This is a genomic window from Flavobacterium acetivorans, from assembly GCF_020911885.1.
Taxonomy (GTDB): Bacteria; Bacteroidota; Bacteroidia; order Flavobacteriales; family Flavobacteriaceae; genus Flavobacterium; species Flavobacterium acetivorans.
Map to the genome: position 1 here is coordinate 1,773,149 of NZ_CP087132.1, position 25,964 is coordinate 1,799,112.

The 25,964-nt window shown below is 36.0% G+C and carries 18 protein-coding genes; 2 read left to right on the plus strand and 16 right to left on the minus strand.

Annotated elements, in window-relative coordinates; genetic code table 11:
- Positions 1-174: 174 nt before the first annotated feature.
- Both LNP19_RS07830 and gltB read right to left on the minus strand, forming a co-directional pair.
- Positions 175-1,629 (minus strand): glutamate synthase subunit beta, encoded by a 1,455-nt coding sequence (locus LNP19_RS07830; protein ID WP_230064190.1) that lies wholly within the window; start codon positions 1,627-1,629, stop codon positions 175-177.
- Positions 1,630-1,631: 2 nt separating this feature from the next.
- Entirely contained in the window at positions 1,632-6,146 is a 4,515-nt protein-coding gene (gltB, locus tag LNP19_RS07835; RefSeq protein ID WP_230064191.1) for a glutamate synthase large subunit, read from the minus strand.
- 411 nt (positions 6,147-6,557) lie between these two features.
- On the opposite strand from gltB, the gene sucC reads away from it, so the two are divergent.
- Positions 6,558-7,751, plus strand: a complete 1,194-nt coding sequence (gene sucC / locus LNP19_RS07840; RefSeq protein WP_230064192.1) for an ADP-forming succinate--CoA ligase subunit beta — start codon at positions 6,558-6,560, stop codon at positions 7,749-7,751.
- 156 nt (positions 7,752-7,907) lie between these two features.
- On the opposite strand, the gene LNP19_RS07845 is transcribed toward sucC, so the two are convergent.
- The 4 genes from LNP19_RS07845 to LNP19_RS07860 are packed head-to-tail and all read right to left on the minus strand — an operon-like array spanning position 7,908 to position 11,049.
- The gene (locus LNP19_RS07845; RefSeq protein ID WP_230064193.1) at positions 7,908-8,471 is read right to left on the minus strand and encodes an NAD(P)H-binding protein; all 564 of its coding nucleotides are present in this window, start codon (positions 8,469-8,471) and stop codon (positions 7,908-7,910) included.
- A gap of 4 nt (positions 8,472-8,475) precedes the next feature.
- Positions 8,476-8,943 carry a DUF1456 family protein gene (locus tag LNP19_RS07850; protein WP_072941114.1) on the minus strand — a complete coding sequence of 156 codons (468 nt, stop codon included), beginning with the start codon at positions 8,941-8,943 and terminating at the stop codon, positions 8,476-8,478.
- Between the two features lie 57 nt (positions 8,944-9,000).
- A complete protein-coding gene (locus LNP19_RS07855) occupies positions 9,001-10,032 on the minus strand; it encodes an aminotransferase class I/II-fold pyridoxal phosphate-dependent enzyme (RefSeq protein ID WP_230061389.1) in 1,032 nt (343 codons plus the stop codon).
- A gap of 6 nt (positions 10,033-10,038) precedes the next feature.
- On the minus strand, positions 10,039-11,049 hold the full coding sequence (locus tag LNP19_RS07860; RefSeq protein ID WP_230061390.1) for a dipeptide epimerase: 1,011 nt from the start codon (positions 11,047-11,049) through the stop codon (positions 10,039-10,041).
- A 353-nt stretch (positions 11,050-11,402) separates the two neighbouring features.
- Between LNP19_RS07860 and LNP19_RS07865 the strand changes: the two genes are divergently transcribed.
- Positions 11,403-11,804 (plus strand): excinuclease ABC subunit B, encoded by a 402-nt coding sequence (locus LNP19_RS07865; protein ID WP_072941122.1) that lies wholly within the window; start codon positions 11,403-11,405, stop codon positions 11,802-11,804.
- Here the strand turns inward: LNP19_RS07865 and uvrB are convergent.
- The 10 genes from uvrB to LNP19_RS07915 form a co-directional block, all read right to left on the minus strand.
- On the minus strand, positions 11,801-13,792 hold the full coding sequence (gene uvrB, locus LNP19_RS07870; RefSeq protein WP_230061391.1) for an excinuclease ABC subunit UvrB: 1,992 nt from the start codon (positions 13,790-13,792) through the stop codon (positions 11,801-11,803). The two genes, LNP19_RS07865 and uvrB, sit on opposite strands and share 4 nt — an antisense overlap.
- A gap of 63 nt (positions 13,793-13,855) precedes the next feature.
- Positions 13,856-14,830 carry a 23S rRNA (adenine(1618)-N(6))-methyltransferase RlmF gene (rlmF, locus tag LNP19_RS07875; RefSeq protein WP_230061392.1) on the minus strand — a complete coding sequence of 325 codons (975 nt, stop codon included), beginning with the start codon at positions 14,828-14,830 and terminating at the stop codon, positions 13,856-13,858.
- A gap of 94 nt (positions 14,831-14,924) precedes the next feature.
- Positions 14,925-15,587, minus strand: a complete 663-nt coding sequence (locus LNP19_RS07880) for a thiamine diphosphokinase (RefSeq protein ID WP_230061393.1) — start codon at positions 15,585-15,587, stop codon at positions 14,925-14,927.
- Between the two features lie 76 nt (positions 15,588-15,663).
- The gene (locus tag LNP19_RS07885) at positions 15,664-16,485 is read right to left on the minus strand and encodes a DUF4249 domain-containing protein (protein WP_230061394.1); all 822 of its coding nucleotides are present in this window, start codon (positions 16,483-16,485) and stop codon (positions 15,664-15,666) included.
- A 5-nt stretch (positions 16,486-16,490) separates the two neighbouring features.
- Positions 16,491-18,899: a TonB-dependent receptor gene (locus tag LNP19_RS07890; protein ID WP_230061395.1), complete on the minus strand. Its 2,409-nt coding sequence runs from the start codon at positions 18,897-18,899 to the stop codon at positions 16,491-16,493.
- Between the two features lie 126 nt (positions 18,900-19,025).
- Positions 19,026-21,248: an NADP-dependent isocitrate dehydrogenase gene (locus LNP19_RS07895; RefSeq protein WP_230061396.1), complete on the minus strand. Its 2,223-nt coding sequence runs from the start codon at positions 21,246-21,248 to the stop codon at positions 19,026-19,028.
- A 235-nt stretch (positions 21,249-21,483) separates the two neighbouring features.
- A complete protein-coding gene (gene rplS, locus LNP19_RS07900) occupies positions 21,484-21,834 on the minus strand; it encodes a 50S ribosomal protein L19 (RefSeq protein ID WP_230061397.1) in 351 nt (116 codons plus the stop codon).
- A gap of 168 nt (positions 21,835-22,002) precedes the next feature.
- The gene (trmD, locus tag LNP19_RS07905) at positions 22,003-22,680 is read right to left on the minus strand and encodes a tRNA (guanosine(37)-N1)-methyltransferase TrmD (RefSeq protein WP_230061398.1); all 678 of its coding nucleotides are present in this window, start codon (positions 22,678-22,680) and stop codon (positions 22,003-22,005) included.
- Positions 22,681-22,868: 188 nt separating this feature from the next.
- Positions 22,869-25,385, minus strand: a complete 2,517-nt coding sequence (locus tag LNP19_RS07910; RefSeq protein WP_230061399.1) for a M14 family zinc carboxypeptidase — start codon at positions 25,383-25,385, stop codon at positions 22,869-22,871.
- Positions 25,386-25,441: 56 nt separating this feature from the next.
- Positions 25,442-25,891 carry a DUF1569 domain-containing protein gene (locus tag LNP19_RS07915; RefSeq protein ID WP_230061400.1) on the minus strand — a complete coding sequence of 150 codons (450 nt, stop codon included), beginning with the start codon at positions 25,889-25,891 and terminating at the stop codon, positions 25,442-25,444.
- Positions 25,892-25,964 lie beyond the last annotated feature (73 nt).

The window sequence follows — 25,964 nt, forward strand, 5'->3', positions numbered from 1 at the left end:
TTTTGAATTCTAACAAATTCTAACAAAGTGTTATAAATTAAACAAATAGTGTTTTTTGTGGTTTCTTTGTTGTTTTATACTCCAGTGATAGGGAAAGAGTAGCTCTGTCTAAAAATAAAAAGAGACTGTCTAGTGTTATTTTAGATAGCCTCTTTTTTAATCGTAACTGAAGAACTATAAATTGGGTAAATCACCGTTACCTTTTGTAGGTAAGTTTGTAGATCCCATTAAAAATAGATCTACTTCTCTTGCTGCCTCACGGCCTTCAGAGATGGCCCAAACAATCAAGGATTGCCCGCGACGCATATCACCAGCGGTGAAAATATGCGGCACATTAGTTTGATAATTTGTAGCCTTATAGTTGTTTCGCATATCAATTTCAAGACCTAACTGCTCACTTAATGTTTTTTCAGGTCCTGTAAAACCAAGAGCCAGTAAAGCTAAATCGCAAGGCCATATTTTTTCAGAACCTTCTTTTTCTATTAATTCTGGTCGTTGTCCTGCGGTCATTTTCCAAGCTACTTCAACGGTTTTTAATCCTGTTAATTCCCCTTTTTCATTCGAAATAAATTCTTTGGTATTGATTAACCAATTTCTATCGCAGCCTTCTTCATGTGATGATGAAGTTTTAAGTTGTAAAGGCCAAAATGGCCAAGGAGTTGTTTCACTTCTTCCTACTGGAGGTTTTGGCAAAATCTCAAAATTGGTCACCGACTTCGCACCATGTCTATTTGAAGTCCCAATGCAATCAGAACCGGTATCTCCACCACCAATAACAATAACATTTTTGTCTGTTGCCATTACTTGATCAACAATTGTTTCCCCATATAGAACTTTAGTTTGTTGGGTCAAAAAGTCCATGGCTTGAACAACACCTTTACTTTCGATACCTTTAGTGGGTAAACTCCTTCTTTCGGTAGCTCCACCGCACAATACGATAGAATCAAAAGCATTCAATTGTTCAATATTGTAATTTACACCAACATTTACATTAGTCTTAAAAGTAATTCCTTCGGCTTCCAAAATAGCTACACGTCTGTCGATAATTCCTTTTTCTAGTTTGAAATTCGGAATTCCATAGCGCAATAATCCTCCAATAGCATTGTCTCTTTCGAAAACAGTTACGGTATGTCCAGCTCTATTTAATTGCTGTGCTGCTGCTAAACCAGCAGGACCAGAACCGATAACGGCTACGCTTTTTCCTGTTCTTTTTACAGGAGGTTGTGGTTTGATCCAACCTTCGGCAAAACCTCTTTCGATGATGTTTTTTTCAATATTTTCAATCGCTACAGGCTCTTTTATGATTCCTAATACACATGATTTCTCACATGGAGCAGGGCATAGACGTCCTGTGAATTCAGGGAAATTATTTGTTGATTGTAAAATTTTCAATGCACTTTCCCATTCTTCCTGATGCACCATGTCATTGAAATCTGGAATCAAATTTCCTAATGGACAAGAACTATGACAGAAAGGGATACCACAATCCATACATCTTGAACCTTGCTCTTTAATTTTATCTTTGGCTAACGGAATTGTAAATTCATTGTAGTTTGAAACACGTTCTTTTACTGCTATGTTACTTTCGTCAGTTCTGTTATACTCTTTAAATCCTCCTATCTTACCCATGACTATGCTATTAGTTCTTCAATTTTCTTTTCTTCTGCGATTCTCTGCAATGCTTTTTTATAATCAGTAGGCATTACTTTGATGAAATATTGTTGCTCGTTCTCCCAATTTGCCAGAATACGTTTAGCTAATGGACTGGTGGTATATAAACTATGGTTTTTAATCAAACGTTTCAACTTAGTAAAATCATCCTGTTCCATTGGGTCGAAAGCAACCATTTCCATATTACAGGAATTAGAATCGAATTTTCTATTCTTATCATATAAATAAGCTACGCCACCACTCATTCCGGCAGCGAAGTTTCTTCCTGTCTTTCCTAGAATAACAACAGTTCCACCAGTCATATATTCGCATCCATGATCCCCAATTCCTTCAACAACAGCTGTTGCTCCAGAATTTCTTACGCAGAAACGTTCTCCAGCCATACCATTAATATAGGCTTCGCCGGTAATGGCTCCATAAAGTGCAACGTTACCAATGATAATATTTTCTTCTGGTTTGAAAGTTGCAGTTGGTGGAACCTTGATAATTAGTTTTCCTCCAGAAAGTCCTTTTCCTAGATAGTCATTACAGTTTCCGTGAATTTTGAATGATAAACCATTAGTTGCAAAAGCACCAAAACTTTGTCCGGCCGAACCTTCAAAATCAACTAATATAGTATCTTCTGGAAGTCCTTGCTCACCATAGATTTTGGAAATTTCGTTGCTCAAAATAGCCCCAACGGAACGGTCTGTATTCTTAATTTTAAAAGTAACTCTCGTTTTCTCTTTTCTATAAATAGATGGAATTGCTTCTTTAATGATCGCAAAATCCAATACGTTTTCAAGTTGGTGATCTTGTGTAGTTGTATTGTGAATTGGTTCTGTTTTAGCTTTTTCCGGTTTGTATAGAATAGCTGACAAGTCTAAACCGTTTGCTTTATAATGTTTAATGGCTTTGTTTACATTCAGTTTTTGTGATTGTCCCACCATTTCTTTTAAGGTTCTAAAACCTAATTGAGCCATTATTTCTCTCAATTCTTCAGCGATAAAGTACATGAAGTTGATGATGTGTTCTGGAGTTCCTTTAAAATTTTTTCTTAATTCAGGATCTTGGGTAGCGATACCAACTGGACAGGTGTTTAAATGACAAGCTCTCATCATAATACATCCTGATGCGACCAAAGGAGCTGTTGCAAAACCAAATTCTTCTGCTCCAAGTAAGGCGGCGATAGCAACATCGCGTCCGGTTTTCAATTGTCCGTCACATTCTAATACCACACGGCTTCTTAAATCATTTAGAATTAAGGTTTGTTGGGCTTCGGCTAATCCAAGTTCCCATGGAATTCCGGTATGTTGTAACGAAGTTAATGGCGCAGCTCCAGTTCCTCCATCATATCCTGATATCAAAATCACATCGGCTTTTGCTTTAGCAACACCTGCAGCAATTGTTCCAACACCTACTTCAGAAACTAGTTTAACATTTACTCTTGCTTCACGATTGGCATTTTTTAAATCAAAGATCAATTGAGATAAATCTTCAATAGAATAAATGTCATGGTGAGGCGGTGGAGAAATTAAGCCAACATAAGGTGTGGAGTTACGTGTTTTGGCAATCCAAGGCACTACTTTTTCGCCAGGTAATTGTCCGCCTTCTCCGGGTTTAGCACCTTGAGCCATTTTGATCTGGATTTCCTTAGCATTAGTCAAATAATTAATTGACACGCCAAATCTTCCCGAAGCCACTTGTTTAATAGCACTGTTTCTAGAGTCGCCGTTTAGGTCTTTCTGAAAACGCTGCGGATCTTCTCCTCCTTCTCCAGAGTTGCTTTTTCCACCAATTCGGTTCATGGCAATCGCCAAGTTTTCATGAGCCTCTTGGCTAATTGAACCATAAGACATGGCTCCGGTTTTGAATTTTTTTACAATTTCGGTCCAAGGTTCTACTTCGTCAATAGAAATTGGATCTAAATTGTTGAATTCAAACAATCCCCTGATGGTCATCAACTGTTCACTTTGGTCATTGACCATTGTAGAATATTCCTTGTAACTTTCAGGACTGTTTAGTCTTACAGCTTGTTGTAGTTTAGAAATAGTCGTTGGGTTGAACATGTGTTTCTCACCAGTTCTTCTCCATCTGTAAATTCCTCCAATTTCAAGAGGTAATAAGCTGGCTATTTTCGAATTTGGAAATGCCTTTTGGTATCTTTTGGTAACTTCTTTTTCGATTTCGATTAGACCAATACCTTCGATTCTTGAAGGTGTGTATGGGAAATATTTAGAAGAAAATGTTTTATTTAAACCTAAAATTTCAAATATTTGAGCCGCTCTATAAGAATGTAAGGTCGAAATACCAATTTTGTTCATGATTTTCAAAATCCCTTTTGCAATAGCTTTATTGTAATTAACAATGGCATAATCTGCTTTTACATCAGTTATATGACCTTGGTTCACCTGATCGCGAATGATTTCATTTACTAAATAAGGATTGATCGCACTAGCTCCATAACCAAATAATAAGGCAAAATGATGGGGTTCACGTGGTTCGGCAGATTCGATTATGATTCCGAATTTAGAGCGAACTTTTAAAATGTTCAACGAATGGTGAATGTAAGAACAAGCTAATAACATAGGTATTGGAGCCATTTCTTCACTTACGCCTCTGTCAGAAAGAATGATAATGTTGTGTCCTTCTGAAACTGCTTTAAAAGTAGCTTGAACACATTTTTCTAACGCTCTTTCTAATCCATTTGCACCTTGTTCTATTTTGTATAACGTAGATACTGTGAACGATTTAAAATTAGGATGATCAATATTTCTAATTTTGTCCAAATCCTCTTTGGAAATAACCGGATTTTGAATTTTAAGCTTTTTGCATTGTTTAGATTCAATTTCAAAAATATTAAAATCGCCACCTATTGCTAAGCTGATGTCTGTAATGATTTCTTCACGAATACCATCCAAAGGAGGATTGGTCACCTGGGCAAATAATTGTTTGAAATAGTTATATAAAAGTTGGGGCTGGTCTGATAAAATAGCTAGAGGAGTATCATTACCCATAGAACTGATTGCTTCAGCTCCTTGCGCTCCCATTGGATTTATTATTGTTTTTAAATCTTCAATCGTGTAACCAAATAAACGCAATCTGGTTTCATAATCAACATTCTCCTTTGGAGTGTCGTTATTGGTATAAGGGATTTTGGCTAATTGCAATAAATTCTCATCAAGCCATTTTCTGTAAGGTCGTTTGGTTACAATCGCGTTTTTGATTTCCTCATCTTCAATGATTCGGCCTTCATTCATGTCAACAAGGAACATTTTTCCGGGTTCAAGACGACCGTGTTGTACCACATCTTCTGGCTTGATGTCAAGAACTCCAATTTCTGAAGACATGATTACAAAACCACTTTTGGTTAATGTGTAACGAGAAGGGCGTAGTCCATTTCGGTCCAATAAAGCGCCAATTACATTGCCATCCGTGAAAGGAATAGAAGCAGGACCATCCCAAGGTTCCATAATACAGGAGTTGTATTCATAGAATGCTTTTTTGTCGTCAGACATGGTTTGGTGTTTTTCCCAAGCTTCGGGAACCACCATCATCATTGCTTCGGGTAGAGATCTTCCTGTCATTAACAACAGTTCAATGACCATATCCATCGAAGCCGAATCAGATTTTCCTTCTAATATTATAGGGAATAATTTTTTAATGTCGTCACCAAAAATATCACTTTGCATCAATTCTTCACGAGCACGCATTCTGCTGATGTTACCACGAAGCGTGTTGATTTCTCCATTATGACACATATAGCGGAAAGGTTGCGCCAGTTCCCAAGAAGGAAAGGTGTTTGTCGAGAAACGCTGGTGCACAAGGGCTAGTCTGGTTACTAAATCAGTGTCAGCTAAGTCAGTATAATACCTGCTAATGTCTTCCGGCATCAACAATCCTTTATATATGATTGTTGTTGTGGATAAACTTGAAAAATAGAACATGTGGTTTTCTGAAATTTTTGAACTTATAACAGCATGTTCGGCTATTTTTCTGGCAGCAAATAATTTAGCGTTAAATTGTTGTTCTGTCAGTTCTAAGCCATTTTTGCCGATAAACACTTGCTTTACTGCGGGTTCTTTTTCGGCTGCTATTTGTCCTAAATTAGAAACATCAACGGGCACTGTTCTCCATCCTAAAATTTCAAGGTTTTGCTCTTTTATAGCTGTTTCAAAAGTGGTTTGACAAAAGGCAGTTTGGTTGTTCTTTTTTGGTAAAAAAACCATTCCAACGGCATATTGCCTTGTTTCTGGAATATCGAAATCACATACTTTTTTAAAAAAGTCATGTGGTATGTCAAATAATATTCCTGCTCCATCACCTGTTCTTCCGTCAGAGCTAACTGCTCCTCGATGTTCTAGCTTTATTAATATGTCTAGTGCTTTATGAATAATGTCATTAGACTTGATTCCGTTCAAATTACATATAAATCCTGCGCCACAGTTGTCGTGTTCAAATTCCGGCAAATAAAGGCCTTGCTCTTTAATTTTCATGCTTGATGTTTTTTTACAAAAATAAAGATTTTGTTGAATATAATTCATTGAATACGTTTAATGGGTGTGATTTTTAAGGATATTGTAGAAAAGTGTTTAATAAAAAGCAATGTTGTTTTTTATAAGGACTCAAATTGACAAATTAATAATTGCGTTTGTACTTTCAGAATGAAAATGATAAAAATTTATCAAATCTGACCACTTGCATGCTGAAATTTCAAACGTTATAGTGTTTTTGATTATTTTTTTTGATGAAATGGATCGAAAATCAGCTTCAAGAGGATTTCTTTTTGGATAATAAGTTTAAAGCATTTTAAAAAAGAAAAAAGATTTCTCTGTTTAGATGAATTTTGCTATTTTTGCAGCACTTATTTTCTGAAATAAATTCAGAATTCAGACAAATTCTATATTATGAACATACACGAATATCAAGGAAAAGAAATTTTAGCTAGCTACGGAGTTCGCATTCAACGCGGAATTGTGGCTAATAGTCCTGTAGAAGCGGTTGCTGCTGCAAAACAATTAACTGCCGAAACGGGAACGAGTTGGTATGTTGTAAAAGCTCAAGTTCATGCAGGTGGACGTGGAAAAGGTGGTGGAGTTAAACTTGCCAAAGGAATTGACAAAGTAGAAGGAATTGCAAGCGAAATCATCGGAATGCAGTTAGTAACTCCTCAAACTTCTGCCGAAGGTAAAAAAGTTCACAAAGTATTAATTGCTGAAGATGTTTATTATCCTGGCGAAAGTGAAACTTCTGAGTTTTATGTATCTGTTTTATTGAACAGAGCTACAGGTCGCAATATGATTATGTATTCTACTGAAGGTGGGATGGATATTGAAGAAGTTGCTGAGCACACACCACATTTAATCTTTACTGAGGAAGTTGATCCAGCTGTTGGATTACAAGGTTTCCAAGCAAGAAGAATTGCTTTCAACTTAGGTCTTTCTGGAAATGCTTTCAAAGAGATGGTTAAATTCATCGCTTCTTTATACAATGCTTACATTGGATCTGATGCTTCAATGTTTGAAATTAACCCAGTTTTAAAAACATCTGACGATAAAATTTTAGCTGTTGATGCTAAAGTAAATATCGATGATAACGCTTTATACAGACAAAAAGCGTATGCTGAGATGAGAGATGTTCTTGAAGAAAATCCAATCGAAGTAGAAGCAAAAGAAGTAGGTTTAAACTATGTTGACCTTGACGGAACTGTAGGGTGTATGGTAAACGGAGCTGGATTAGCAATGGCAACCATGGATTTAATTAAGTATGCTGGTTTTGAACCTGCAAACTTCCTTGACGTAGGTGGAACTGCTGATGCAAAACGTGTAGAAACTGCTTTCCGTATTATCTTGAAAGATCCAAACGTAAAAGCAATTTTGATCAACATTTTTGGAGGAATCGTTCGTTGTGACCGTGTTGCTCAAGGAGTTGTTGATGCTTACAAGAATATGGGTGACGCGATTAGAGTGCCAATCATTGTTCGTTTGCAAGGTACGAATGCTGCAATTGCTAAAGAATTAATCGATAATTCAGGAATGCCAATTTTATCTGCTGTAGAATTTCAAGAAGCGGCTGATCAAGTTCAAGCGGCACTTTCTTAATTAGAAATAAATTATAGTTATATATTAAAAAATCCTGAGTGAAAGCTCAGGATTTTTTGTTTTTAATTTGCTATATTTTCAATCGAGTCTGATTCGTAAACAGTAAAACCTTTTATGTTTTTTTGTGCAATTGTTAAAAGTGCTTTGGCTACGGTTTCACTTTCTATGGGTTTGTATTTTTTTAGTTTTCCAAAAAAATAAAAAAGATAGTGTTCTCATAAAAATACCAGCTACTCTTTCGCCTAATCTAAATTCTTGCCTGTTTCCCAAAAGTAACGAAGGTCTCAGTATAGAAACACTTTCAAAATCTGAGTTTTTAAGAACATTTTCTATTTCTCCTTTGGTTTTGAGATAAAAATTCCCAGAAGTTTCATCGGCACCAAGGGATGAGATAAGTAGAAAGTTTTTGACTTTGTTTTTTGAAGCAAAAGAGGCAAACTGCTGTGGATATTCAAAATCTACTTTTTTAAAGGCTTCTTTAGTTCCCGCTTTTTTTATGGTTGTGCCAATAGTGCAGAAAAAATCATCGCCAACGATTAATTCTTGATAGCTTTCGGGCTGGTCAAAATCAATAATATGTTGACTTAACTTTGGATGTTGCTTTCCAGAGTCTCTTTTTACAAACGTAATTACCTTATTGTAGTCTTTACTTTCTAAAAGGAGATTTAATAATTGAGAACCAATTAAACCTGTACTGCCAATAATTAGAGCCGTTTTCAAAATATTATGATTTCTTATTCTTACCGAAATTGAATTTCACTTTTTCGACTACTTGAACTTTTGAATTTCCTTTAGGATATTGCTTTTTCGAAGGTTTTTTGGCTGCAGGCTTCGATTTTGAAGGAGCTTCATCACCTCTTGATTTTTCTTCGTCTCTTGGTTTTGCTTTAAACTCTGGCCTTTCTTTAGCGCTTTGTTTTGCCGGAATTTGGGCTTTGTGCTTGGCTAAAACGTCATTCGGATTTTTTGGATTTTCTTTTGTCCCACGCAAATGAATTACTAATCCGTTTAGGAAATTGCGAAGAACTTGGTCGCCACATTCCATGTAGTTCTCATGTTTTTCATCACGAAAAAAAGCCCCCAATTCAGATTTGGTAATTCTAAAGTCTACCAATTCCAGTATTTCAACGATTTGGTCATCACGTAACATTAAAGCTACACGTAATTTTTTGAAGATATCGTTATTTGTCATCATATTCTAATTTTTTACAAAGGTACGGTTAAAAAGTAAGTGGTTGTAATTTTAGCTTCAGAATTGGTATTGGTTTAGGACGCTAATTAGTTTGTTTAAATCTTCTTGTTGGTGATTGGCAGTAAATATGATTCTATTTAAATCTTTAGCTCCTGCGGTGTATTTAAAGTTAGTCAAGATTATTTTATTGGAAAGAAGTTTTTCGTTAATTCCGTCTATTTCAGGATAGATTACTGGATAATCAGCATTAAAATCCAATAATTCATTATTAGCTAATAGAGAGCTAACATGATTTAGGTTGTCTTTCAGTTTAAGATGTTGTTTTTTGTAAATTTCTTCGGCTTCGCCCGTTGCTTCTGCGAGTGCAGGATTCATACAAGCGCTTGAAATAAATGAATCGTTCATCATCATTTGATGAATAAACGAATGATCGGATGCTATGACACCGCCGCTCACGCCCATGGCTTTCCCTAAAGAAGCCACCATGATCTTACGTTTAATGTTTTTATGCTGAATTGTAGAGAATATTCCACATCCATTATTGCCTAGAATCCCTAAAGAATGAGATTCGTCAAGAACCAAAGTAATTTCTTTATTGGACGTTATTAAGTTTATTACTGATAAATCGATCGCTTTGATGTGAAAGCTCGGTACAGCATCAGTCAGCAAGGTGATTCTTTCATAAGTATTGTCTAGCAAGCGAGGATTTATTTCGTTTCCAATAAAAACGGGCAGGCTGTTAGCCGTTTTTAAGGCTGCGTGGATATTGGGAAAATGAAAGAACATATCAGTTTGTGGAATTAGTTCTTCGATTACTAGCTTTGCGGCGAGCATTCCGGATGAAACTGTAACTGTAGCTTCTGACTGGATGTATTTAGCCAAAAAAGATTCGCCTCTTTCATAGGCTGTGAGTTGGATATTGGCGCTTCTAGAGCTGCCATAGGCTGATCCCCAGCGCAAAATGTTTTTGATGACTAGTTGTTGAAATTCAGGATTTGTTGGCATTCCTAAATAGGCCGTTCCTCCAAAATAGAGATATTCTTTGTTGTTTAGTTCAATTAATCTATCGGGGAATTGGTTGACTTTCATCCAAAATTAAATTAAGGTTACACCAGTTCCATTCAAGTCAGAATAGCTTACTTTTCCATTTTCTATTGTCACTCCGGTCGCAATGTCTTCAGCTAGGAGTAGAGCGCCATCCATATCCACATAATCTAATTGTGGCAATAAATGGGCAATTGCCGAAATTCCCACAGTCGATTCGGTCATGCAACCTACCATTGTTTTCATTCCAAGTTTTTTTGATTCTTGGATCATTCTTCTTGCTGGTGTCAATCCGCCACATTTTACTAATTTTATATTTACACCATGAAAATGATTGTGACATTTAGCAACATCTTCTTCAAGAATACAGCTTTCGTCAGCAATAATTGGCAAGACAGAATGCTTGAAAACTTCTTTGTGTGCTTTCCAATCATCGGCTTTTATGGGTTGTTCAAGGAATTCTACTCCTAGTTTTTTCAATTCTACGGCATTATTAATGGTCTCTTCAACTCCCCAACCGCAGTTGGCATCAATTCTAAAAATAGCATCGGTGTGTTTTCTTAATTCTTTTACAATCGCAATGTCTTCGGCTGTTCCTAGTTTTATTTTGTAAATAGGCCAAGGCAATTCTTGCATTTTTGAGAGCATTTTCTCAATCGAGGCAATCCCAATGGTGTAATCGGTCAATACATTTTTTTCAGTGCTGTAGTCCCAAAGTTGGTATAATTTCTTTCCTTTTTTTCGAGCATATAAATCAGTAAAGGCGATGTCAAGGGCGCAAAGAGCAAACATATCGTGCTTTAAATACGGGTAAGCTAATGCCCAGAAATCCTCGGGAAATTCATTATCTGAAGACTCAATCAAAACTCTGATTTTTTCTAAATCCTGTATCATCATCGGGACGGTGATGTTGTAATAGGGGTTTGAGGTTGCTTCTCCATATCCAGAGAAATCCTCACTTTGTAATTCTACAATTAAGGAAGGCTGTGTTTCTATTGATTCTCTCGAAATCGTAAAAGTATGCTTTAGTTTAAGATTGTATTCTCTTAAGATTAGTTTCATAGGTAGATAATGTTTTTTTCATGAGAATAAGTTGTTGTATTCTTTGATTATTGTTTACCATTTTTAATTATGTGGATTTCATAATAAGTTAGGGTGAATCAATAAAATTAAGAGCTATAAATATATCCAATTTAAAAAGAATATAAAATTCCTTTTTTAGATTTTTTACTTCTTGTAATAGCTAGTGATTATTTAGGTTGTATTTAGTTAAATAATATAAAAAACAGTAGTTTTTCACTAAATATGGCCTTATAGGCTTATAAAACAATGAAAATGGAGCAATATTGTTTAATAATTGCTGGTTTTTGCGTTTTTGATTTTAAAATGATATTTTAGCTAAAACTAATTATTTTATGAACACATTTGAAGAAAAGAAGAATTTGTTATTGGACATGATTGCATTTTCAACAGTAGACGGACAATTGCATAAAAAAGAATATGATTTTTTATTTGTTATAGCTAATGAGTTGAATATTGAGAAAGGAGGTTTCAACGATTTGTTTCATCAAGAATTACCTAAGACTGTTGTGAGGTCTGAATTTCAAAGGATTCAACAATTTTACAGATTTGCACTTTTGATGCATATTGACGGTGTTTTACACAAGAAAGAGGTTCATGAAATACACCAAATAGCCATTAGTATGGGGCTAAATCCAGATGCTGCAAAACGAGTATTGAAGAAAATGAATAAGGCTCCAAACGCTATAATTGATCCGAAAGTTTTATTGGAAATTTTTAAAGAACAGCACAATTAAGTCAATTGTTCCTGTAGTTTTTTGATCTCATCGCGCAATTTTGCAGCCTGCATAAAGTCTAAGTCTTTTGCCGCTTTTTCCATTGATTTGCGTTTTTCCCGAATTCGTTTTTCGATCTCTTCTTTCGATAAATATTCTGTTACCGATTCCGCTGCGTTATCTAAATTGTAGCCCAATTCATAATCTACCAACGGATTTTTGGTGAAAGCACTTTCTATTTTTTTATTCAGCGCCTGAGGAGTTACGTTGTTTTGCGTATTGTAATTGATTTGTTTGGTTCTGCGATAGTTGGTTTCATCAATTGTTTTTTGCATGCTGGCTGTAATTTTATCAGCATACATTATGGCTTTTCCGTTTAGGTTTCTAGCTGCTCTACCTATGGTTTGTGTAAGCGAGCGATGGCTGCGTAGGAAACCTTCTTTATCAGCATCTAAAATGGCTACCAGAGATACTTCTGGTAAGTCGAGACCTTCACGAAGCAAGTTGACTCCAATCAGAACATCAAACAATCCTTTTCGAAGATCTTGCATGATTTCGATACGTTCCAAGGTATCCACATCCGAATGGATATAGCGACAACGGATACTAACTTTTGTCAGGTATTTGGCTAATTCCTCTGCCATTCTTTTGGTCAAGGTTGTAATCAGGACGCGTTCATCCAATTCGCATCGTTGTTGGATTTCTTCGATTAAATCGTCTATTTGATTTAAGCTGGGGCGTATTTCAATTATAGGATCTAATAATCCTGTAGGACGAATCACTTGTTCTACAACAACGCCATCCGTTTTTTGTAATTCATAATCAGCAGGAGTTGCGGATACATAAATCACCTGATTTTGCATCGCTTCAAATTCTTCAAATTTTAAAGGACGGTTGTCCATGGCCGCAGGAAGTCGGAAACCATAATCTACCAGATTTTCTTTCCTGCTTCGGTCACCGCCATACATGGCATGAACTTGAGAAAGAGTTACGTGGCTTTCGTCGACTACCATTAGAAAATCTTTTGGAAAATAATCTAATAAACAAAAAGGTCTTGTGCCTGCTTGTCTGCCGTCAAGATAGCGGGAATAATTCTCTATTCCGGAGCAATAACCTAATTCTCGGATCATTTCTAAATCGAAATTAGTTCTTTCTTCTAGTCGTTTTGCCTCGAGATGCTTGCCAATTTCTTTGAAATAATCCACTTGTTTGACTAAATCCTGTTGGATTTCCCAAATGGCGCCTTGCAGCACGTCTGGAGAAGTCACGAACATATTAGCGGGATAAATCGTCAGTTTTTCGAATTTTTCGATGACTTGGGAATTTTTTACATCGAAAGATTCAATTTCTTCAATTTCATCACCAAAGAAGTGAATTCGAAAAGCATCATCAGCATAGCTTGGATAAACTTCGACCGTATCTCCTTTTATTCTAAAGTTTCCAGGTGTAAAATCAGCTTCTGTTCTGGAATATAAACTCTGTACTAATTGGTGTAATAATTTGGTGCGCGAAATAACTTGATCTCGCTCAATTTCAATTACATTTTTTTGAAATTCTACAGGGTTTCCAATACCGTACAAGCAAGAAACAGAAGCGACAACCAGAATATCTCTTCGTCCCGAAAGTAGGGAAGAAGTGGTGCTCAAACGCATTTTTTCTAATTCTTCGTTGATAGATAAATCTTTTTCAATGAAAACGCCTGTCACCGGCATAAACGCTTCCGGTTGGTAATAGTCGTAGTAGGAAACGAAATATTCTACTGCATTATTCGGGAAAAATTGTTTAAATTCTGAATACAGCTGAGCAGCCAAGGTCTTGTTGTGCGCCAAAACTAATGTTGGCCTTTGTACTTCCTGGATTACGTTAGCAACTGTAAAGGTTTTACCAGAACCGGTAACTCCTAATAAAGTTTGGAATTTTTCGCCGTCAATGATACCTTGAGCTAGTTTTTCAATGGCTTGTGGTTGGTCGCCTTTCGGCTGGTAATCGGATACTACTTGGAAATTCATTTGTGTTAAGGGGCAATGTTTTAGAATTGCAAAGTTACAAAGGAAATGAAGATAAAGTACAATCTAATCAAACTTCCATTTTTGATGTTGTTCTTTACTCATAAAAGTCCAAGCGACAATGCGGCTGTTTTTTTGGCCTTGAGCCATGTCAATTGTTTTTACTTCAACAATATTGACTTTATTCAAGGTTTTATAGATGCTGGAAAGATGCGATTGTTTTGATACTAAAGTGGTAAACCATAAACATTGCATCGGATATTTAGCACTTTCATAAATCATTTGGGTGATGAAACCAAGTTCGCCTCCTTCGCACCATAATTCGGCATCGTGACCTCCAAAATTGAGTACCGGTATCGTAGATTTTTTGTTTTCTAAATTATTGACTTTTCGCAAAGATCCTTTGGTAGCTTCTTCCAGTGACTTGTGAAAAGGGGGATTGCAAATGGTGAATGTAAATTTATCTTCGGGAGTAATGATATTTTTAAAAATAAAGCGAGCTTCAGTTTGCTGTTGCAAGCTAATATTGTCAATCAATTTTGGATTTGCTTTTAGAATCGCACTGCAATTTTCAATTGCTTTTTCGTCAATATCAGTTCCTACGAAACTCCAGCCATAAGCTGCGTTTCCTATTATTGGGTAAATGCCGTTTGCTCCAATACCAATGTCTAAACCTTGAACAGTATGGCCTTCTGGTATGCTGCCATTGTTGCTCAAAGCAAGTAAATCGGCAATATAATGGATGTAATCTGCTCTTCCGGGAATAGGAGGGCAAAGGTAGTTTTTAGGGATGTCCCAATTTTGAATGTTGTAATGCGAACGCAATAATGCCTTGTTCAAAGACTTTACAGCTTCAGGATTACTGAAATCAATAGTTTGCTTCGCCTGTTCGCTATCGCTCGAGTCAATATGGTATTCGTTGAATGAAACAAAAGCTTCTAATTCTGGAGAATCTTCGATTAATTGTTTAAAATTATACCCAAATCGATCAAGATTTCTCGGGTGTAAATTCGTTTTTTCGGTAATTGTTTTTGGTTTCATTTTTTGAATTTCGATGCAAAGATAGTTAATCTCTTGCTGTCAACACTCAAAATTAGCTGTTAAGGCATAAATTGCATGGATTTATCTTACATATCTAATCCATGCACTCCATCATTAGCAAGTCTCCTTGGTCGTGTTCAATCGTTGTGATTCCGTCTTTGACAACATAGTTGCTGCTTCCGGTTCGATAACCAATCGTGAGACTGTCGTCTTTTAAGGGGTAAAATAAATTCTCGGAATGTATTCCGGTTACGTGTCCAATTGGAATTAAAGAAATGGGCGTTCCCGCAGTATACCATTTTTCGAATTTTTTTGGCAACAAAAAAACTTTGGAATGGTCGTCTAATATTACGATTTTTAATTTCTCCCTGTAGCGTACAATATTGGTGAGATTTGTAATCGTGTGATCTGCTCTTCTGCCGGTTGCCCAAACGACATTGACGGCGGGGATTTTTCGTTCTATTAAATAATCGAAAGCTTTTTCTAAATCCGTTTTATTTTGATCTGGAGTATGAACAATTTCTAAAGGATATTGAGAAGTTTGATATATTTCCGGACGGAAACCTCGGTCAAAATCACCCAAAAGGACATCAATTTTTATATCTAAGGGCATCACTCTTTCGATGGCGGAATCCAGTACAACAACTAAAGGAGACCACTCTAGTAGTTGTCCTAGTAATTCAGGATGACAGGAGGCGCCGTTTGCAATAATTAAGGCTGGTTCCTGGTCGTCGCGAACGATATGGTGTGATGACATTGTGATTTTAGATTGCAGATTGGATTGCAAAGGTAGAAAAAAAGGACTCAGTATTTATGGGTTATCTAGAACGAAGTTATTCGATAATATATTTTTTACTGTCTACTTCACTCAGCGCAAAATAACCTAAAGGATAATTAGAAAAATCAGTGGTGTTGATGATATTCCCTCTAACGGTTGCTGGAGGAGATTGAAAAGGACCGCCGCCACCATTTCCGGCAATACTGACTAATACACTCAAGTAATTGTAATATGTTTTTGAAATTCCAAAATGGGTTATTTCTACTTGATCACCACTTTTTAGCTCATCATTTTGCGAAAGGCTAAAGAATTCATTTCCCTGAAAAAAGGTATCCACATCAGTATAATAATTTGATTTTAACTGGTTTGAATAAGCGTATTTGTAAAAGTAATAATTAGATTCTTCGGCGGGATCATTGAAATAAGCTTTAATTTCGATGTCTTTTCCTGTAAAACCACCAGTATTATTTTGTGTGATTTTTGTAATTGGAGCGACTGATTTTAGTGTTTCTGTGGCCTTGTAGGTGTTGTTATTGTGAATTACGGTTAATGTATAGGTTTCATTTAGTACTGGAGAAAAATCAGAACAGAGGTATTCACCTGTTTTTGGAGTTTCAATAAAATCAAAAATTCTATCTGAGCTATTTTTGATAAAAACCGTTGCTCCGGATACTTTAGGAATAATAGGATTATAGAAATCAGTAGTTGTGGTTAATTTTATTTTTTGAAGATTTCCATTTGTCCCTTTTTGCCAGTTGATAGAGGCTTCTATCACTAGTTTTGGTGGAGCAGTATTCAAGTCTACTTGAACTACTTCTTCGCAGCCGTTAATGAAAAAGGTGATTAGTATAAGGAAAGAAAAAGTTATTTTTTTCATGACAATTAAAATTTAAAATTATAACTAACAGCTGGCACAATTCCGAAAATGGACGTTTTTATGGCTTCATTGTTTCCTGTTTCTGAATTTTGTTTGAAGTTAATCGAAGCGGCATTTTTTCGGTTATACAAATTGTAAATGCTAAAAACCCATTCACTTTTCCAGCTTCGATCTTTATTAGAACGAGGGCTTAAAGTTGCCGAAATATCCAGATGATGATAAGCTGGAAGGCGGTTTTGATTTCTCAAGCCGTAACTCGGAATAGTCACACCAAGGTATTCGTACTGGCCAACGGGATAGCTTACCGGTTGTCCACTTTGTAAAGAGAAGTTACCACCAAACGACCATTTGTCATTTAAATAATAAGAACCAGTTACAGCAATGTTATGCAATTTGTCATATACTGATTTGTACCATTGTCCATTGTTGATTCCGGTTTCTGCCGCTGTTCTCCCCGGTGTTTGTTGTTCTGATTTGGACAAAGTATAAGAAATCCAACCATTAAGCGGCCCCTCATTTTTCTTGAACATTATTTCCAGACCATATGATCGCATACGACCATTTAAGATTACTTGTTCGATGGCTTTGTTAGCAATCAAATCGGCACCATCAATATAATCCAAACGATTTTGAATTTTCTTATAATAGGTTTCCACTTCAAGGGAATAAGCTCCCTCGTTGAAGTTTTTAAAATAACCCAGAGCAAGCTGATCGGCAATTTGAGGTTTTATATAATTATCGCTAGGTGTCCAAACATCGAGCGGAGTAGGGGATGAAGTATTAGAAATCAGTTGTAAATATTGAACCATTCGGTTATAGCTGGCTTTTACAGATTGATTTTCGTTAAGTTGGTAGGCAATTGAAAATCGAGGTTCCCAATTGTTAAAGTTTTCAATGACCTTGTTTTTAGAGTAAAATTGGGTTGCTATGGGAGTGGCTTTTTCATAAATCTGCATATCCGTATTGAATAGTACGGGATTGTTGTTTTCGTATATATTGACGGTGGATGTTCCTAAGCGGTAAAACAAACTGTAACGAAGCCCATAAGAAAGTGATATTCTATTGGATAATTCCTGTTCGGCATTGATGTAAACGGCAGGTTCTAAAGCTGTTTTTTTGTCCAATTGATCTGCATTGATTCCTGATTCAGGATTAGAAGGTTTTATACTTCCGGGATTGAAGTCGTAATAAATGGCATTCGTCCCGTAATTCAATTTGAACTTATCTGAAATATAATTTTTAAAATCGTATTTGATATTGTAATTCTTAATGCCAGAATCCCATTTGAAACCGACGAAACCTAATGCTAAACCATAATAATAGTCGCTGTAAACGAGGGATAGATTTGAGAAAAGCTTGTCTGAAAACAGATGATTCCAGCGTAAATTCAGGGTAGAGTTTCCGTAGATATTGGTAAAACTGTTGTTTAAACTAAATACATCGCGTCCAAAATAACCCGATAAATACAAGCTGTTATTAGGATTGAGTTTGTAGCTTAGTTTGGTATTCAGGTCATAAAAATAGGCGGCATTGTCTTTTTGTTCCTCGGATAATTTTAGGAATAAATGCGCATAAGAACTCCTGCCTCCAATCAAGAACGATCCTTTGTCTTTGACTAATGGACCTTCGGCTAAAATCCTGCTGGAAATTAAGCCAATTCCTCCATTGAGATGGAAATTTTTGCTGTTTCCGTCTTTTTGATAAATATCTAAAACAGAAGAAGCTCTTCCTCCAAAACGGGCAGGAATGCCTCCTTTGTATAGTTTTAAATCTTTAATAGCATCAGGATTAAATACAGAGAAAAAACCAAATACATGTGAGGAATTAAAAATAGTAGCCTCGTCTAATAAGATCAAATTTTGGTCAGCACCACCACCACGAACATTAAATCCAGAAGCACCTTCTCCGGCATTAGTAACTCCGGGCAATAATAAAATAGATTTCAGAATATCTACTTCTCCCAAAACAACAGGCATTTTTTTTATATTAGAAATAGAAAGTTTGTTGACGCTCATTTCTGGAGCGGTGATATCTAGAGTGTTTTTATTACTGCTTATGACAACTTCTTTTAAAATAGTTTCATTTCCCGAAAGCGCAAAGTTGTATTTTGTGTTTTGATTGAGATCAATTGTTTTTTCAATGCTAGCATAACCCAAATATTGGATATTGATTTTGTAATTTCCTTTTGGTAGCGTGATGGAATAAAATCCGTACTCGTTAGTCGTTACTCCTGTTTTTAATTCAGGTATAGTTACGTTTACCCCAATTAGGGTTTCATTGCTGCTTGCATCTGTGATGGTGCCGCTTAGAGTATACTTTTGCTTCGCCTGTTCGCTTTCGATTATATGCTGTGAAAAAGTATTCAGGCTAGATAATAATAGGATAAAAAAAAGGGCAATTTTATTACTTATCATTGTTAGGATTTAAATTACAAATTTGACGAAATTACAATTAAACCTTTGTATAACAAGTGTTAAAGTAACGTTAATGTAAAAAGGCTGCCTTTTAAAAGCAGCCTTTTTATGTTTGTGAAAATAGGGTTATACTATTTTAGCCAAAATAGTATTGAATGTTTCGCTAGGACGCATTGCTTTAGTTGTTAACTCAGGATTAGGTTGGTAATATCCTCCTATTTCCTGTGCTTTACCTTGAGCACCTATTAATTCGGCATTAATTGTAGTTTCATTTGCTTCAAATTCTTTTGCAATAGAACTGAATTTAGCTTGTAACTCAGTATCATTGCTTTGTGCTGCAAGTGCTTCAGCCCAGTACATTGCTAAATAGAAATGAGATCCTCGGATGTCAATCTGACCAATTTTACGAGCAGGCGACTTGTCATTTTTTAAGAATTTGTCATTTGCCTGATCTAAAGTTTCAGATAAAACAATTGCTTTTGAATTGTTTAAAGATTGTCCTAAATGTTCTAAAGAAGCACCTAATGCTAAGAACTCACCCAGAGAATCCCAACGCAAGTAACCTTCTTTAGTAAATTGTTCAACGTGCTTTGGAGCAGATCCTCCTGCACCGGTTTCAAACAATCCGCCACCATTCATTAATGGAACAATAGAGAGCATTTTAGCTGAGGTTCCTAATTCAAGAATAGGGAATAAATCAGTTAAATAATCACGTAATACGTTACCGGTTACAGAGATGGTGTCTAATCCTGCTTTGGTTCTTTCCAAAGTAAAGTTAGTTGCTTCAATAGGATTCAAAATACGAATGTCTAAGTCTTTTGTATCGTAGTCTTTTAAGTATGTTGTTACTTTCTCAATGAGTTGTCTGTCGTGCGCTCTGTTTTCGTCTAACCAGAAAACTGCTGGAGTATTTGATAAACGTGCTCTGTTTACGGCAAGTTTTACCCAATCCTGAATTGGAGCGTCTTTGGCCTGACACATTCTGAAAATATCTTTAGCTTCTACGTTTTGTTCCATTAAAATAGTACCGTTGGTGTCAACCACGCGAACAACACCGTCAGCGGTCATTTGGAATGTTTTGTCATGAGAACCGTATTCTTCTGCTTTTTGTGCCATCAAACCTACGTTAGGAACACTTCCCATAGTTGTTGGGTCAAAAGCACCATTCTTTTTGCAGAAATCTATTGTTGCAGTGTAAACACCAGCGTAGCAACGATCTGGGATAATAGCAATTGTATCTTGTAAGTTTCCGTCTTTGTCCCACATTTTTCCAGAAGTACGAATCATAGCAGGCATAGAGGCATCTACGATTACATCTGAAGGAACATTAAGGTTTGTGATTCCTTTTTCAGAGTTTACCATTGCCAAAGCGGGTCCGTTTTCAATTGCTTGATTGATGGCGGCTTCTACTTCAGCTTGTTGTGGATGTCCAGCAATTTTTGCATAAACATCACCTAAACCATTTCGAGTGTCAATATTTAATTCACTGAATAAAGTAGCATATTTTTCGAAAACATCTTTGAAATATACTTCTACAATAGCGCCAAAAATGATTGGGTCAGAGACTTTCATCATGGTGGCTTTCAGGTGGACTGAAAGTAATACATTGTTCTTTTTAGCTTCTTCGATAGTTTTGGCTACAAAACTTTTCAAAGCATTCAAGTGCATTACTGAACTGTCAATGATTTCACCTGCTTTTAATGGTGTGCTTGCTTTTAATACCGTAGATGAACCGTCTTTAGCAACGAATTCAATTTTAACATCGGTTGCTTCTGCAATTGTCAATGATTGTTCACTTCCGTAAAAATCACCGTTTTCCATCGAGGCAACTTGTGTTTTTGAATCGGATGACCAAGCACCCATAGAATGCGGGTTTACTTTCGCGTAGTTTTTTACCGCTCTAGGCGCTCTACGGTCTGAGTTTCCTTCGCGCAAAACTGGGTTTACGGCAGAGCCTAATATTTTAGAGTATTTTAATTTAATTTCCTTTTCAGCATCGTTTTTAGGTTCTTCCGGGAAATCAGGTATTTTGTAACCATGAGATTGTAATTCTGCGATTGCTTCTTTTAATTGAGGAACAGAGGCAGAGATGTTTGGTAATTTGATGATGTTTGCTTCAGGTGAAGTGGCTAGTTTGCCAAGTTCAGCTAAGGCATCGTTGACTTTTTGGTCTTCGTTTAGGAATTCCGGAAAAGTAGCTAGGATTCTGGCGGCAAGAGAGATGTCGGCAGTTTCTATTTCAATTCCTGCAGTTGCTGTAAATGCTTGTACAATTGGTAAAAAAGAATAAGTCGCTAACAAAGGCGCCTCATCAGTCAAGGTGTAAACAATCTTTGATTTTTGTGTCATTTTTTTTAATTTATAATCGTATCCTGATTAAACTAGGATGTAAAGGTGTGTTTTGCTTAAAATTAAGCAAGGCAAATATATGAAAATCAGACCGAAATCAGAGGACGTTTTGAGTAGAAATAATAGAATAATTGGAGAACTAACGAGTTCGTTTGAAATTGTTAGTTTTGTGTTGGTTTTAAGCCAAAAAAAAATCCCAACATTGTCGGGATTTTTATGATAAAGAGATCGTTGACTATCTTCTTTTGTCTTTGATTTTTGCTTTTTTACCAGTAAGTTCTCTGAAGTAGAAAATTCTAGCTCTACGAACTGCACCTTTTTTGTTGATTTCAACTTTTTGTAAAGCTGGCAAGTTTACAGGGAAGATACGCTCAACACCTACAGAACCTGACATCTTACGGATAGTAAAAGTTTCAGTACTTCCAGTACCTCTTCTTTGGATAACTACTCCTTTAAAAAACTGTGTTCTAGTTTTTTCACCCTCTTTAATTTCGTAGTAAACTGTGATGGTATCACCAGCTCCGAATTCAGGGAAATCTTTTCTTGTAACAAATTCGCTATTAACGAAATCTACTAAATTTGCCATTTTAATTGCTAATTATGGTTTTAAATCTAATCAACATTCACGGGTATCGCCAGAGGTTAATCAAATGTGGGTGCAAAAGTAAATAATTATTTTGAATTATAAATTATAAATTATGAATTATTTGATAGCTTATAATGAGTCATTTAAAATTCAATATTTATAATAATTTTATTCTTCCAGTAAATCGGGTCTTCTGTTTTTGGTGTGTTCATAAGCCATGTCTTCTCGCCATTTGTCAATTTTAGCAAAATTTCCACTGGTCAATACCTCCGGAACTTTCCATCCTTTATAGTCGGCAGGTCTGGTGTATATAGGTGGTGATAATAAGTTATCCTGAAAACTGTCTGTTAATGCTGAGGTTTCATCACTTAAAACACCAGGAATCAACCGAATCAAGGCATCCGATAAAACTAAGGCACCTAATTCTCCGCCACTCAAGACATAATCACCAATAGAGATTTCTTTGGTAATAAAATGGTCACGAGCGCGCTGATCTACTCCTTTATAATGTCCGCAAAGAATAATGATATTCTCATACATCGACATCGTATTGGCCATTTTTTGGTTTAAGGTTTCTCCGTCAGGAGACATATAGATGATTTCGTCGTAGTTTCTTTGACTTTTCAAATGCGTAATGCAAGCATCGATAGGCTGCACAGTCATGACCATACCAGCACCACCACCATAAGGATAATCGTCTACACTTTTTTGTCTGTTAGTGGTGTAATCCCTTAAATTGTGAAAATGAACTTCTACTAATCTTTTGTCTATAGCGCGTTTCATAATCGAAGCCTCAAACGGGCTTCTCAATAATTCAGGCAAAACGGTAACAATATCAATGCGCATAATTTTATTTCTAAGTTTTGAAAGCGCAAAGGTACAAAGATTTTTTTCAGAACTGAATCTTGTAATTTGCTTCTGTTTTCGCCGAGCTTCCGTAAATAACAAGTCCTGCAAGGTTTTTTACTAAGCAGGACTGTTTTTTGGGTTTAAAGAATTCGGTTGATAGCCTTATTTTAAGGCCGATTTAGAATCTACATCAATTTACTGAAGAATATTGCATTCCAAAATAATTTTTCTGTTCCTAGCCAGAATGCTCTGAAATTAGTATTGTCTGTAAAGATTATGATTTTTCCATCTCCTCTTTTTATCGATTGAAAAGGAACGGATTCTTTTAGTAGTTCTAAATTTTGTTTTGAAATATATCCACTTATCAACGGGCTTTTGGTGTATTGAATAGGATTGTTGTAACTGTTTTTGTTAGGTTCAATAATAATCGATGTATTTCTGAAAATAGGCATCTTGTCTCTAGGCATTCCAAAATTGATAGGATGAGACAGGTCTAGCTTTGTTTCAAATATAGCACCTGAAATTAGTTGAGCTCCTCTATAATCAGCGGATTGTTCAAAAGAAATATCTTTGGCTTCGTTTTTTACAGTTTTGAAAGTTAAATCAATGAATTTAGAGTCATTTAACCATTTTATGACATCTTGGTACGCTATTAGGGTTCCTCCGTTTTGTATCCATTGTTCTATTTTGTTAATGGTTTTTGTTGAGAAACTGGAGTAATTTCCATTTGCTAATACTAAAGTAGTGTATCGGTTTAGGTTAACGTTTTGTAGTTGATCTATGTTTATTTTGGTCAATGGCATAGTTGCTTTTTGATCAAATAAATGCCATATTTCACCAGCATCAGATGGGTCTACACCTTGGCCTACCACCATCGCCACTTGGGGTTGTGATAGGGTTATAAAGTTAGGATTGCCTAAGTTTATACCTTCTGTTAAACCTGTTTCGGTTCCTGTGATTTCGATGGCATATGCTGGGATTATTTGGCTGAGGTAGTTGAATATTTCTTCAGAATTCATTTCCTGATTTTGGACAGGGAGGAAAAGGCTACCATAAGAAAAGGTTTTTCCGTTGTGGGTAAACGGTTGTTTACTTGTTCTAATGCGTAAGTTCTTAGAAAGAATTTGGTTTAAAAGTTTTGGAGATTCGTAGTCTGTCCATTCGATTAAATACCCGATGTCACTTTTTTTAGACACAAAACCTGTTTTTGCTTTTGGCTCATATTTAGCCCCAGCTTGTGAAAGAGAATTTAGGCCTTCAAAATTAAGGTTGAAAGCCAAATCAAAACTCCAAGTCGAAATATCGTAAAACAAGCTGTCTTTGAATTTAGTTTGTCTGTCAAAAATAGCGTTGATGAGTTTTGTGTTTTTTTGTTCAACGGGAATAATATAACTGAGATTTTTATTAAATTTCTTTTTGTTGATGGTAATGTCTTCTTTTAATTCTAACATTTCAATTTTATGCTGATGCAATATTTTAGCTAATTCGTTTACTCTTGTGGCATCTTTTTCGTCGCCGAAAATATAGGCTTTTGTTTTACTGTTTTTACTGTCGTTTTTTGCTTTAATGTAAAAGTCTCTTTGGTATTCTAAGAGCTCTTTTCGCATTTCATAAGCCGCTTGTAAAGAGGATAAACTGGTAGTGAACTGATTTCTGATGGTGAAAGGGAAAGTCAAAATACCGTTAGCACTTTCTTGGGCATGGCCTCTTGAGCTGGCTTGCTCAAATAAAATTCCTATTGATCCATTAATATCCGGATAGGAAGAACCTTTTCCATAATAAAAATCATCATAATTTTCTTCGATAAAATAGGAACTACCTATTTTGTCTAAGGCTTTAGCGTGATAAGTTGCAATTTTCTGCGTTAGAATTTGATTTAGTTCAGGCGTAAGCGGATTGGTTCGACTAGGTTCTCCGGGTTGAAAAAAGTAAGTGGCATTAGTTCCCATTTCGTGAAAATCACATAGTACATTTGGCATCCATTTACGGTAAGTTCTTATACGCGCCTGACTCTCTGGAAGCTGTACGGGAAGCCAGTCTCTGTTCATGTCAAACCAGTAATGGTTAAAACGACCTTTAGGCCACATTTCATTAAATTCTCGGTCATTAGGATCAGTCACTAAATGAGTGCTTTTATTGCTGTTTACCCAAGTAGAAAAACGCTGTAGTCCATCAGGATTAAGTGAAGGGTCTAATAAAATAATTGTTTTGTCTAATGTTTTTTCAAGTTCAGGGCTTTCTGCTGCAGCTAGGTAATAAGCTAAAGCGATGGCTGCGCCTGTACCGCTGGATTCGTTCCCATGGATTGAATAGCCTAAATAAATTACAACTGGCAAATCAGAAAGGTCACTATTGTTTGCTCCAGAGTCTGTGATGGCTTGATGTCTTTTTAGAATTTGATCAATGTCAGCAAGGTTCTTTGGACTTGAAATTGTAAGCAATTGTAAAGGTTTGTTCTCAAAAGTGTAACCTATGGTTTCAATCGAAACTCGGTTTGAGGCCTTGGCTACTTCATTCATATATTGAGCAACTTGGGTGTGGTCCGTATGCATTTCGCCCAATTCAAAATGGAAGATGCTTTTAGGAGTAGGGATGTTTTTGCTGTAAGTAATGTTTTGGGGTAAATAATAATCTAAGGTGGGCTGTTGTTGGGCATGGGTTAAAAAGCTAAATAAAAGGCAGATAGGGTAAAAATATTTCATAAATTTTTGGTTTTATTTTTTGATTTAGTTGAGGTGAATCTGTTTTTAGCGATTGCTTATTGTCCAAATTGTTTTAAATGATGATCTAAATGCATGTATTGAAGCCGATCCCAGTCCTCGAAACTCATCTCTCCAAAAAAAAGATGCTTGCTGGATTTGATTGCTTTTTCGCCAAGTTCCGAAAACAGCATCACTTTTTGGATCAGCTCCTTTTTGGATTGTTCAAAGTCTATGGCTTCTTTTCGAATGAATTCTGGAGCTGTAGGGCTATTTTTTTTGAATTCTGCCGCATTCAAAATTTTATTCTTAAACATTTTGCCTAATAAACCGATTAGAAAATTAGGTTTTAATTTTAAATTTCCAAAAGCGACATCTATGGGACCCTGACAATGAGAGAGCATTTGCGCTGCATTCATTTTTCCCCATTGCGCTTGGCTTTCAGGACTAAGTCTATTGATTCTTTCAATTAGTTCTAAATTGTGGTCTTTATTGTAAATGCTTTTCATGTTTTCGTTATTGTGATTTCTACGGTTCTGGTTTAGCCCTGATGGAAGTGAAAATCCTTTTTCTTTTTATAAA

Excerpts from the sequence above, each read along its gene's own strand:
- LNP19_RS07830 (WP_230064190.1), bottom strand. The coding sequence starts at position 1,629 with ATGGGTAAGATAGGAGGATTTAAAGAGTATAACAGAACTGACGAAAGT.
- gltB (WP_230064191.1), bottom strand. The coding sequence starts at position 6,146 with ATGAAAATTAAAGAGCAAGGCCTTTATTTGCCGGAATTTGAACACGAC.
- sucC (WP_230064192.1), top strand. The coding sequence starts at position 6,558 with ATGAACATACACGAATATCAAGGAAAAGAAATTTTAGCTAGCTACGGA.
- LNP19_RS07850 (WP_072941114.1), bottom strand. The coding sequence starts at position 8,943 with ATGACAAATAACGATATCTTCAAAAAATTACGTGTAGCTTTAATGTTA.
- LNP19_RS07855 (WP_230061389.1), bottom strand. The coding sequence starts at position 10,032 with ATGAAAGTCAACCAATTCCCCGATAGATTAATTGAACTAAACAACAAA.
- LNP19_RS07860 (WP_230061390.1), bottom strand. The coding sequence starts at position 11,049 with ATGAAACTAATCTTAAGAGAATACAATCTTAAACTAAAGCATACTTTT.
- LNP19_RS07865 (WP_072941122.1), top strand. The coding sequence starts at position 11,403 with ATGAACACATTTGAAGAAAAGAAGAATTTGTTATTGGACATGATTGCA.
- uvrB (WP_230061391.1), bottom strand. The coding sequence starts at position 13,792 with ATGAATTTCCAAGTAGTATCCGATTACCAGCCGAAAGGCGACCAACCA.
- rlmF (WP_230061392.1), bottom strand. The coding sequence starts at position 14,830 with ATGAAACCAAAAACAATTACCGAAAAAACGAATTTACACCCGAGAAAT.
- LNP19_RS07880 (WP_230061393.1), bottom strand. The coding sequence starts at position 15,587 with ATGTCATCACACCATATCGTTCGCGACGACCAGGAACCAGCCTTAATT.
- LNP19_RS07885 (WP_230061394.1), bottom strand. The coding sequence starts at position 16,485 with ATGAAAAAAATAACTTTTTCTTTCCTTATACTAATCACCTTTTTCATT.
- LNP19_RS07890 (WP_230061395.1), bottom strand. The coding sequence starts at position 18,899 with ATGATAAGTAATAAAATTGCCCTTTTTTTTATCCTATTATTATCTAGC.
- LNP19_RS07895 (WP_230061396.1), bottom strand. The coding sequence starts at position 21,248 with ATGACACAAAAATCAAAGATTGTTTACACCTTGACTGATGAGGCGCCT.
- rplS (WP_230061397.1), bottom strand. The coding sequence starts at position 21,834 with ATGGCAAATTTAGTAGATTTCGTTAATAGCGAATTTGTTACAAGAAAA.
- trmD (WP_230061398.1), bottom strand. The coding sequence starts at position 22,680 with ATGCGCATTGATATTGTTACCGTTTTGCCTGAATTATTGAGAAGCCCG.
- LNP19_RS07910 (WP_230061399.1), bottom strand. The coding sequence starts at position 25,385 with ATGAAATATTTTTACCCTATCTGCCTTTTATTTAGCTTTTTAACCCAT.
- LNP19_RS07915 (WP_230061400.1), bottom strand. The coding sequence starts at position 25,891 with ATGAAAAGCATTTACAATAAAGACCACAATTTAGAACTAATTGAAAGA.